The sequence below is a fragment of the Vibrio penaeicida genome (assembly GCF_002933855.1).
Taxonomy (GTDB): domain Bacteria; phylum Pseudomonadota; class Gammaproteobacteria; order Enterobacterales; family Vibrionaceae; genus Vibrio; species Vibrio penaeicida_A.
In genome coordinates this window covers 154,514-164,868 of sequence record NZ_BFAQ01000044.1, presented here as the reverse complement: position 1 = coordinate 164,868, position 10,355 = coordinate 154,514, and the positions used below count along the sequence as shown (strand labels likewise).

Below are 10,355 nucleotides of genomic sequence, written 5' to 3'. Positions count from 1 at the left end.
TTATCGAAATTTTTTGCCTTGTTCTCAAGCGTTTTTCCTTCGCTATTTATAATCACTTACTTACTGTGATTGGTATCAGGTTTATGTTCTTGCTCTTATTTTCTGAGCAGCTTCCTTAGCCAGATCACGCTCTTGAGATCTTCCCTTCCAACTTATTTCCCTTTTTGCCCCACAGGGCTTCTTTACTGAAGAACAAAAAATGAATAACGACAGACAGGAAATCGACACGCTTCGTGGCTTCGCGTGTATTTTACTTGTGGCATACCATGTAGTTGGTAACACACCTTTTAACGGATTGAGACTTGAAGAGGGTGTGTATCGGGAAGTTAATGATCTTCTAGGTTACGTTAGGATGCCCATCTTTACCTTCTTATCGGGGTTGGTTTACGCATATCGGCCTTTTAACGGTGATTATCGAAAATTTTTCTCTGGAAAAGCGCGAAGGTTGCTCTTGCCAATGCTGGTTGTCGGAACGAGCTTTGCGGTTTTGCAATCGTTGACCCCTAGCGCCAATGCTGAGCAATACAATTGGTCGATGTTGCATGTTTTACCTGTGGCACATTTTTGGTTCGTAGAGGCGCTATTCATCATATTTGCGTGTGTAGCAATATTTGAAACCCTGAAATGTCTGAGTAGCTTGCTGCTGTTTTCAGCCATTTTTGGACTGGTAACCTTTGTCTATACCTCTAGCTTTGATATGCCTTATTTTGCTTTGTCTGGTGCTGTTTATTTGCTCCCATTTTTCTTACTTGGCGTAGCGATACACAGGTTTAACTTAATTCGGCATCTTTCGATATGGCATGGCTGGATGTTACTAGCGCTGGTTTTTGCGTTACTTATACTGAATGCGCTTGGTTACCTTCATGTGCATGACAAACGAACTGTCTATGGGTTATTCGTAGGAGCAGTATTTTGCATTGGTGCATTGTCTGTTCGCGGAAGGAACAAGTTGCTCACAAGAGTAGGGGCGTATTCCTACTCAATTTATCTCTTTCATGTTTTCTTTACTGCCGCTTTCCGAATCATCCTCAACAAAGCTGGTGTTGAGAATACTCACCTGCTTTTTACCGCGTCATTGCTTGCCGGAATCGTGGGACCAATTGTCGCTGAAAAATTGTTGCTAGGGACAAACATTACCCGCTTGCTCTGTTTAGGAAAGTCAGTGACAAAAATTGAAAACCTCTGGTTCTCTAAACGCTTTAGGAAGAACAGAGAACTTGTGACGGTTAGCGATGTGTAAATCGCATACCGTCGAAATATCGAGCCAAGCTCAAGTTCAATTTTCGTATTATTCAATTCGACGTCTAGTCGAAATTCTGATGTTATCGTTTGAAATTGAGAAGTTCGTAATATGCACGGGTGTTACTTTACGTTAATCTAACTGGTTGAAAAACAAAGACTGTCACCTGAATGTCAGCAAAGTGTCGTTCAATGTCGGGTCTGAAATCGGATAAAGTTAGTCACATCAACAAGGCGTTGCTATGAATTTGAAAGCTCTAAGAAATGATCGAGGATGGTCGCAAGAACAACTTTCTCAAATGAGCGGGTTGAGTGTTAGAACCATTCAAAGAATAGAGCAGGGGAGTAAGCCCGGACTGGAATCCCTTAAGTCGCTAGCAGCGGTGTTTGAAGTAGACATTAAAACTTTACAGCAGGATACACCCATGACAAACGTAGAAACAGTAATAAACGAAAACGTTAATGTAGAAGAAGCGCGAGTAGCGAGAAAAGTGAAGCGTTTGAAAAGCTTTTACTCAAGCTTATTGTCTTATGGTGTGACAATTGGACTTTTGTTTATCGTAAATTTAGTAACTAGCCCTGAATATATGTGGGTATGGTGGGTCGTGTTTGGTTGGGGAATCGGCATTGTTTCGCAAGGGGTCCGAGCATTTGAATTGTTTAACTTTTTCGGCGATGACTGGGAAAAAAGAGAAATCGAAAAGCGAATGAAGAAGTAGACAATACGCAGGTGGAAAAATATTTAAGAAGAAGGAAGCCAATCAGCTTCCTTCTTTTTGCTTTCAGTCAACTTTTTTGAATGTTTAATTAGGTGTTTTGCACTTTATGTTGTGCATTGGTCTCGTCTTCATCGATAAGCGAATCCACGATAACAGCACAGGCTGCATCACCTGTAATGTTCAGAGCCGTTCGAATCATGTCGAAGATGCGGTCTAGTGCAAACAGCAGGGGCAAGCCTTCAATAGGGATACCGGCAGCCAATAGAACAGCAACAACAAGGAAAGACGGACCAGGTACACCAGCTTGACCTACTGCCCCCAACGTTGCCGTTACGATAATGGCAGCGTACGAAGCAAGGCTAAGATCCACATTGAACAACTGTGCAAAGAAAATGGCGACCAGACCGTAGTAAATGGCGTTACCGCTCATGTTGATGGTTGCACCTAGCGGCAATGCGAACGAGGCAGTGGAGTTTCGTACCTTAAGCTCGTGCTCTACAGTATCTAGTGTTACCGGCAACGTAGCCATTGAAGATGCCGTAGAAAGCGCGACGGCTTGAGGCTTCTTCATTGCAGAGATAAATTTCTTCGCCGAGGTTTTTGTAAAGACATGAACCAATGCTGGGTATACAACAAAACCAAAAATCAGAATGGCAGCAACGTATACAAAGAAGAGTTTAATCACAACGGTTAGAGCACTGAACCCGAAAGTACCCACAGCGTCTGCCATTAAGCCAAATACACCAATTGGTGCAATTTTCATAACGCAATTGATCATCCAAACCATGGCATCAACAATTGCGTTTACGCCATTGATAAGTGGTGTGCGTTTTTCTTTCTCTAATTTTGAAACCGCGATCCCGAAGAAAAGGCAAAAGACCAATATTTGAAGAATGTTCGCTTCATTCAAAGATTGGAAAACGTTGGTAGGGATCATGCCGATAACGGTCGCCCAGAAAGTAGGGAGCTCACCTTTAGAGGCGTACTGGTTTGAAAACATACTTTCGACACCAGACACATCAATACCGACGCCCGGTTGAAAAACGGAGCCCATTATCAATGCTAGTGCCACCGCTAGTGCAGAAGTGACAGCAAAAAAGCCCAGTGTGAATACGCCCACTTTACCCGCAGAATGGCTGTCACCTAGCCCTGCAGCTCCTGAAATCAGCGCTACTGCAACCAATGGGATCACTAGCATTTTAATTAATGCAATAAAGATCGAGCCCAAAGGTGCAAACAATGATGCAGAGCTTCCCATATAGGCGCCGACAACGGTACCTAAAACCATGGCAATAACAACTTGAACGCCGATATTGCTTAATAAACCCTTATTTTTTAACACTTCCATAACCTCTGTGCTGTATATGTTGCCGATGTTGGATTTTGAATCTGCATGGATAATAAAAAGCAGATGAAAATCTTGCTTGGCTTTTTACACCGAATTGGAAATGTGATCAATATAACCTAGGCGAATAAGTTAGAAAAAATAGGTGATCTGTGGTTTTTTGAATAAACATGCAGGGCAAACGTTTGCTAAGGATATGAGAGAGGTTGTTTATTCGAGTTCAAGCGAGTGAAACAAAAACGATTAAACAGAACGTAAAATAAACGCAACATTTAGCACAAATGTTGCGTTTTTGTTTAGTAGAGGGTGTAACAGTCGAGGTGAGCCGAACCTATTGGTTTGAGCTCGCTCGACTATTTTTCTGTTGCCGCTTTCATTGGTTCCACGAAGCGAGCAAGAGCTGAAAGCATCGCTGGTTCATCATTAACGTTCGCCTCAATGATTTTCACGACAGCAGAACCGGAAATAGCGCCAGCCGCTCCTGATTCTAGCGCCTCTTTAACTTGTGCTGGCTCGGAAATACCAAAACCAAGTAATGCTGGTGGTGCGTTAAACTGAGACAGTTTGCTCAACATGTCACCAACAGGCATATTCGCTTTTGTTTCTGCACCTGTTACGCCTGCACGAGAGAGTAAGTAGGTGTAGCCACCGCCCAATTCAGACACTTGTTGAAGCGTTTCATCGGATGCGGTTGGTGGTGCGATAAAGATAGGGTGAATACCATATTTGTGCGCAGCTTCTACAAACTCTTTGCTTTCGTTTGTTGGTACATCAGCGATCAGTACAGAGTCAATTCCAGCATCTGAGCAACGCTTGTAGAAACTCTCGATACCGTTGGCGTAAACCAAGTTGGCGTACATTAGTAATCCAATTGGCAAGTCTGGGTATTGCTTACGAATTGCTGCAATGCTTTCAAAACAAATATCGGGTGTTGTTCCGGAATCCAAAGCGCGGATATTCGCACCTTGAATCGTTGGACCATCCGCCAACGGATCGGAGAACGGGAAGCCCAGTTCAAGTGCATCGGCACCTGCTTCGACCAGCGTTTCCATTATTTTCAGAGATTGCGTTGGGTTTGGATCGCCAACAGTAACAAAAGGAACAAATGCGCCTTGGTTTTTTTCAGCCAAGCGGGCGAACATAGCTTGATAACGATCCATTACAGCGCTCCTTTTTTCTCAAGAATATCGTGAACAGTGAATATATCCTTATCACCACGACCGGATAAGTTCACAATCAAAATTTGTTCTTTTTCTGGGTTGTCATGTGCCATTTTCAAGGCATAAGCCAGTGCGTGAGAAGACTCTAACGCAGGAATAATACCTTCGTTTCGAGCGAGAGTTTGGAAGGCTTCCAATGCTTCATCATCGCTTATCGCCACGTACTCCGCTCGGCCTGTTGCGTTCAAATGTGCATGCTGAGGACCAACTGAAGGGAAATCCAAACCTGCCGAGACAGAGTAAGACTCTTCCACTTGTCCATGGCTGTCTTGCATTAACGGAGCTTTCATACCAAAGAAGATACCCGTTTTACCGTGTTTAAGTGGCGCGCCGTGTTGGTCAGTATCAATACCCAAACCAGCCGGCTCTACACCAATAAGTGCTACATCGGTTTCTTCTATGAAATCGGCAAACATACCAATGGCGTTCGAGCCACCGCCAACACACGCAATGACGGAGTCTGGTAGTCGACCTTCTCGAGCAAGGATCTGGTTCTTGGTTTCTTCACCAATCATGCGTTGGAATTCACGAACAATGGTTGGGAATGGGTGAGGACCCGCTGCCGTACCTAAAAGGTAGTGCGCTGTCTCGTAAGAAGCAGACCAGTCACGCAGCGCTTCGTTACACGCATCTTTCAGCGTGGAGCTGCCTGAATGCACAGGAATCACTTCCGCGCCCATAAGTTTCATACGGAACACGTTGGGGCTTTGACGCTCGACGTCTTTTGCACCCATGTATACGCGGCACTTCAAGCCAAGGAGCGCACAAGCCAGTGCAGTTGCCACGCCGTGCTGACCTGCGCCCGTTTCTGCAATGATCTCGTTTTTGCCCATGCGTTTGGCAAGTAATGCTTGACCAAGTACTTGGTTGGTTTTATGTGCACCGCCGTGAAGCAAGTCTTCGCGCTTAAGGTACAGTTTTGTTTTTGTCCCTTTAGTCAAATTGCGAGTCAGCGTTAGAGCAGTTGGGCGACCAGCGTACTCTTGCAGTAAGCCCATAAACTCGGCATGAAAATCGGGATCTTCTTGGGCATCAATAAACGCTTGTTCTAATTGTTCAAGCGCTGGCACCAAGATTTGTGGTACATACTGACCACCATATTCTCCAAAGTAGGCATCAAGTTTTGCCATGATAATTCCTTAACTTTAAACGAGTTTTTCGTTTGTGATCAGTAGTGTCTAATTTCTTTAAATGCTTCGGTTAGCTTGGCTTGATCTTTATGGCCCGGAGAACTTTCTACTCCAGAGTTTAGATCCAACCCGAGGCAACCAAGATTCGCGGCGTCTCTTACATTTTCTGGCGAGAGCCCACCAGCAAGCATGATGTTCTTTTCTTCACCAATGAGCGACCAATCAAATGTGACTCCTGTACCGCCAGACTGATTCCCAACTTTGGAATCTAATAGGTGTCGATTGATGTGTTGGTCTAAAAGCTGAGGTGCTTTATCGGTCACACCGTAAGCCTTCCAGATTTGGCATTGCTCAGGTAGGGCTGTTTTCAGTGTATTTACAAATGTTTGGTCTTCGTCGCCATGAAGCTGGACAGCCGCCAGCCCCAAGTCATTGGCAATAGAAGCTATATCTTGTACGGAATGATTTTGAAAAACGCCCACATAATGAAGCGGTGCGCCGCTCATGACTCTGCGAGCTTTGTCTGCATCAACGAATCGCTTGGATTTTTCAACAAAGATCAGGCCGCCATAAACCGCTCCAGATTGGTAAGCTTTTACAGCGTCATCCGCTTGAGTAAGCCCACATACTTTGTTTTCACCCAGTAAAACTCGACGAACAGCAAGTTCAAGATTGTCTTCAGACATGAGTGAACTGCCGATCAAGAAACCGTCAGCGTATTTTGCAAGATCGCGGACTTGTTGGTTGTTATAAATACCGGATTCAGAGATAACAATCGTACCCTCAGGTAACTTAGGTGCCAGTTCTTTTGTTCGATTCAAATCGATGGATAAATCCCGCAAGTTTCGGTTATTGATCCCGACAACTTTCGCTTTTAATGCAATGGCTCTTTCAAGTTCTTCGTCGTTACTGACTTCTGTAAGAATACCGAGGTTCAAACTGTCTGCGACCTCTGCAAGCGCTTTGTATTGGTCGTCATCCAGCACAGAAAGCATCAACAAAATGGCATCCGCTTGATAATGACGAGCGAGATACACTTGATAGACATCTATCATAAAGTCTTTGCACAGTACTGGCTGAGAAACTTGTTTTTTTACTTGGGGCAAGAAATCAAAGTTACCTTGAAAGTACTTTTCATCCGTTAAGACAGAGATTGCGCTGGCATGGTTGTTGTAAACCGAGGCAATGTAATCCAAATCGAAATCATCCCGAATGAGCCCTTTGGAAGGGGATGCCTTTTTACATTCTAAAATGAACGCGGATTTATCTTGCGATAACGCATCGTAAAAGCTTCTATCAGAAGGCACTAGCGCAGACTGATATGTCTCTAGAGGCTGAGATTTCTTACGCTCGGCAACCCAAACGTGTTTGTCATCAACAATTTTTGCTAGCACTTGCGCCATATCTCGGTTGTGCTTGGTAATGTGTTCAGACATTGTGGTTAGCCTCTCTCTGCCAATTGTTTTACGAGTTCATACGCTTTGCCAGAATTCATCGCATCTATGGCCTTCTGGGTGTTGGCTTTCAGATCTTCGTTTCCAAACAGCTTCAGTAGCAAAGAAACGTTAACCGCAACCGCCGACAGCTGAGCTTCTGTCCCTTTACCCGTCAAAATATCGGTAATAATCGCACGGTTTTCGGCTGGCTCTCCACCCTTAATGGCTTCCAATGGGTGAGTATTGACTCCGAAATCAGCAGGGGACAGCGTATATTCTTCAATCTTACCGTCTTTGATTTCTGCAACTAATGTATCGCCGTGGATCGCCACTTCATCTAAGCCACTGCCATGAACGACAGCTGCACGCTTCATACCCATTTGCAACATCGTTTCTGCGATAGGGCGTACCAGTGCTGCATCGTACACACCCATTAGTTCGATGTTTGGACGAGCAGGGTTGATCAAAGGGCCAAGAATATTGAAGATGGTACGAGTCTTCATGGTTTGGCGAACAGGCATCGCGTGTCGCACACCACCGTGATATTGGGGCGCAAATAGGAACGCGACACCTAAATCATCCACCGCTTTACGCGTATCTTCAGGACTCATGGCGAGATTAATGCCGAAAGAGTCTAGCAAGTCAGACGAGCCAGATTTGCTGGAAACGCCTCGGTTACCATGTTTTGCGATTTTTACACCACACGCGGCAGCAACAAACGCCGCTGTCGTTGAGATGTTTATGGTATTAGAGCCGTCACCGCCCGTGCCAACGATATCAGCGAAGTCATAATCTGGGCGTGGGAAAGGGTTGGCATTTTCCAGTAATGCTGAAGCCGCCCCTGCAATTTCGTTAGGTGTTTCGCCTTTGATTTTCAAAGCCGTAAGTACAGCAGCTAACAGAATAGGGTCCATTTCACCTTTGATGATGGCATCAAAAAGCTGCTGACTTTCGTCTTTGGTCAGAGATTGCTGGTCGTAGAGCTTGTTTATAATGTGTTCCATAAATTCTTCCTTCATTTTGCCCTGACTTTGATGGCAAGGCTGAGTATCCGTAATTTGTTTTTGTTCTTACTACGCCAGTGCCCAGTGAATGGTGTTTGCTAACAAGTTTGCGCCTTGCGTGGTCATGATCGATTCTGGGTGGAACTGAAAACCAATGACTTTATTTTCTTCATTTACCACGGACATGACAATCCCGTCGACTTCCGCGGTGATTTCCAGTGATTCTGGTACCGATGTCGCGACTAAAGAATGGTATCTCGCAATCGCAATAGGAGAGGGTAATCCTTGGTAAGCCGCATGATTTTGATGCGCCATCATGGACACCTTTCCATGAACGATGTCACCCGCGCCAGCGACCGTACCGCCATATGCCTCAACGATGGCTTGATGACCAAGGCAAATACCTATCATTGGTACTTTACCTTTCAGGCGTTGGATCAATTCCGGCATGCATCCCGCTTCAGAAGGTGCGCCCGGGCCCGGTGATAACACAACAACAGGGCTTTCTAATTTGCTAATGGCTTCTTCAATGACAGCAGCGGCAATATGGTTACGATAAATAATGACGTGATGACCAAGCGATCGAAATTGATCCACCAAGTTGTAGGTGAAGGAGTCAAAGTTATCTACAAATACTAAGTTCGCCATCTTCTTTACTCCTTATGCGCTGTTTGGATTGCTGAAATAACCGCCTGCGCTTTACCGCGAGTTTCGTCGGCTTCTGCTTGAGGGTTAGAATCGTAAACCACACCTGCACCTGCTTGTACTTGTGCAATACCATCTTCGATGTAAGCGGAACGAATAACGATACAGGTATCTAAATCCCCTTCACCAGTCAGGTATCCAACAGCACCGCCATAACTGCCCCGACGCGCTTTCTCTACATCACGTATCAGTTGCATTGCGCGGATTTTTGGAGCACCAGTTAATGTGCCCATATTCATGCACGCTTGATAAGCATGCAGTGCGTCTAAATCTTCACGCAGTTGGCCCACCACGCGAGACACCAAATGCATAACATGGCTATAACGGTCGACTTTTAGTAAATCGGCAACATGTCTGGTGCCAGCTTCGGAGATACGGGCGACGTCATTACGTGCTAAATCAACAAGCATCATGTGTTCTGCGTTTTCTTTCATGTCTGCACGCAGTTCTAATTCAATGCGGCTATCTAGGTCGAAGTCGATGCCACCATCAGCTCGTTTTCCACGAGGGCGTGTTCCTGCAATAGGGTAAATCTCGACTTGGTTGGTGGTGGTCTCGTATTTCAGAGCACTTTCTGGAGAGGCGCCAAATAAAGTGAAAAGCTCATCGTGCATGTAGAACATGTATGGGCTTGGATTGCTGCGCTTTAGTTCTTTGTATGCTGCTAATGGCGAAGGGCAAGGTAGCGTAAAGCGTCGTGATGGAACAACTTGGAAAACGTCACCTCTTACCACGTATTCTTTCAAGTCGGTAACGGTTTGGCAGAATACCTCATCAGAGATACTTGGAACGGCTTTTACGTCACCCAGCTTTTGGGCATCTTTTAGCGGTGCTGGCTCATGACTTTTTTCGGCTATATCCGCTAAACGTGCTTTTAACGTTTGTTCAGTCGAGCTGTCACCATCAAATTGCGTCGCTTGAACCGTGCACTGGCGAGTCTGGTGATCCACCACCATAAGGGTTTCCGCAACGTAGAATACGTAGTCAGGACATGCGTTCGTGGCTTCTGCATCACCGAGTGGTTCGAAGTTGGCCACGTGATCATACGCAAACAACCCGCCCATAAATATAGTGTGCTTATCCTTATTTTTAAGGTCGTAGCTGTGTTGCACAAGACGAAGCGCGTCAAAGCTTGAGGCTTCACGTAGGCGGCTGTCTTCATCTAAATTGGCATCAGGTTCTTCGAAATCCAAAACTAAGCTATCGCCACTTAGGGAATATTCAACATCGTGATGTAAATTGGTCGAAAGGCGTTTAATCAGGTGACGACCGTTTTCTGTTAGGGCTTCGTACACCACTTGGTGACCGCGACAGACAATTCGAACAGCCGCATCAACGAGCAACCAACTGCTTAGGTTTTCTTTGGAATCGATCTCAGCAGACTCAAGTAAGAGGCTGTTGGTTTTTTCTGAGCAAAGCACCTGAAAAAGGCGTGTAGGATCTTCGCTGTAAGGCACGGACATTGGGTGAAGTGTTACTTGCCCTTTCTCTTTTATCATTATGGCCTTATTCACAAGACCTCCTTTTGATTAAACACGTTTCTCAAAATACATACTC

At 45.2% G+C, this 10,355-nt stretch carries 9 protein-coding genes; 2 read left to right on the top strand and 7 right to left on the bottom strand.

Going from position 1 to position 10,355, the window contains the following annotated elements:
• The first annotated feature begins 199 nt into the window (after window positions 1-199).
• Both VPNCDNU1_RS23360 and VPNCDNU1_RS23355 read left to right on the top strand, forming a co-directional pair.
• The gene (locus tag VPNCDNU1_RS23360) at window positions 200-1,240 is read left to right on the top strand and encodes an acyltransferase family protein (protein ID WP_104402577.1); all 1,041 of its coding nucleotides are present in this window, start codon (window positions 200-202) and stop codon (window positions 1,238-1,240) included.
• Window positions 1,241-1,481: 241 nt separating this feature from the next.
• Window positions 1,482-1,958, top strand: coding sequence for a helix-turn-helix domain-containing protein (locus tag VPNCDNU1_RS23355; protein WP_104402576.1), 477 nt, complete (start codon window positions 1,482-1,484; stop codon window positions 1,956-1,958).
• A gap of 88 nt (window positions 1,959-2,046) precedes the next feature.
• Here VPNCDNU1_RS23355 and VPNCDNU1_RS23350 read toward each other — a convergent pair whose 3' ends face one another.
• From VPNCDNU1_RS23350 to VPNCDNU1_RS23320, 7 genes are all read right to left on the bottom strand, one after another.
• On the bottom strand, window positions 2,047-3,306 hold the full coding sequence (locus VPNCDNU1_RS23350) for a dicarboxylate/amino acid:cation symporter (RefSeq protein ID WP_104402575.1): 1,260 nt from the start codon (window positions 3,304-3,306) through the stop codon (window positions 2,047-2,049).
• 350 nt (window positions 3,307-3,656) lie between these two features.
• Window positions 3,657-4,463 (bottom strand): tryptophan synthase subunit alpha, encoded by an 807-nt coding sequence (trpA, locus tag VPNCDNU1_RS23345; RefSeq protein ID WP_104402574.1) that lies wholly within the window; start codon window positions 4,461-4,463, stop codon window positions 3,657-3,659.
• Complete coding sequence (gene trpB / locus VPNCDNU1_RS23340; protein WP_104402573.1) at window positions 4,463-5,653, bottom strand: tryptophan synthase subunit beta; 1,191 nt, start codon at window positions 5,651-5,653, stop codon at window positions 4,463-4,465. Before trpB ends, trpA begins: the two co-directional genes overlap by 1 nt.
• Window positions 5,654-5,691: 38 nt before the next feature.
• Window positions 5,692-7,089 carry a bifunctional indole-3-glycerol-phosphate synthase TrpC/phosphoribosylanthranilate isomerase TrpF gene (trpCF, locus tag VPNCDNU1_RS23335; protein WP_104402572.1) on the bottom strand — a complete coding sequence of 466 codons (1,398 nt, stop codon included), beginning with the start codon at window positions 7,087-7,089 and terminating at the stop codon, window positions 5,692-5,694.
• A gap of 5 nt (window positions 7,090-7,094) precedes the next feature.
• A complete protein-coding gene (gene trpD, locus VPNCDNU1_RS23330) occupies window positions 7,095-8,093 on the bottom strand; it encodes an anthranilate phosphoribosyltransferase (RefSeq protein WP_104402571.1) in 999 nt (332 codons plus the stop codon).
• Between the two features lie 69 nt (window positions 8,094-8,162).
• Complete coding sequence (locus VPNCDNU1_RS23325) at window positions 8,163-8,741, bottom strand: aminodeoxychorismate/anthranilate synthase component II (RefSeq protein ID WP_104402570.1); 579 nt, start codon at window positions 8,739-8,741, stop codon at window positions 8,163-8,165.
• Window positions 8,742-8,746: 5 nt separating this feature from the next.
• A complete protein-coding gene (locus VPNCDNU1_RS23320; protein WP_104402569.1) occupies window positions 8,747-10,312 on the bottom strand; it encodes an anthranilate synthase component 1 in 1,566 nt (521 codons plus the stop codon).
• Window positions 10,313-10,355 lie beyond the last annotated feature (43 nt).

Bases quoted from the DNA above. Each gene is read 5' to 3' on its own strand.
- VPNCDNU1_RS23360 (WP_104402577.1), top strand. From the start codon at position 200: ATGAATAACGACAGACAGGAAATCGACACGCTTCGTGGCTTCGCGTGT.
- VPNCDNU1_RS23355 (WP_104402576.1), top strand. From the start codon at position 1,482: ATGAATTTGAAAGCTCTAAGAAATGATCGAGGATGGTCGCAAGAACAA.
- VPNCDNU1_RS23350 (WP_104402575.1), bottom strand. From the start codon at position 3,306: ATGGAAGTGTTAAAAAATAAGGGTTTATTAAGCAATATCGGCGTTCAA.
- trpA (WP_104402574.1), bottom strand. From the start codon at position 4,463: ATGGATCGTTATCAAGCTATGTTCGCCCGCTTGGCTGAAAAAAACCAA.
- trpB (WP_104402573.1), bottom strand. From the start codon at position 5,653: ATGGCAAAACTTGATGCCTACTTTGGAGAATATGGTGGTCAGTATGTA.
- trpCF (WP_104402572.1), bottom strand. From the start codon at position 7,089: ATGTCTGAACACATTACCAAGCACAACCGAGATATGGCGCAAGTGCTA.
- trpD (WP_104402571.1), bottom strand. From the start codon at position 8,093: ATGGAACACATTATAAACAAGCTCTACGACCAGCAATCTCTGACCAAA.
- VPNCDNU1_RS23325 (WP_104402570.1), bottom strand. From the start codon at position 8,741: ATGGCGAACTTAGTATTTGTAGATAACTTTGACTCCTTCACCTACAAC.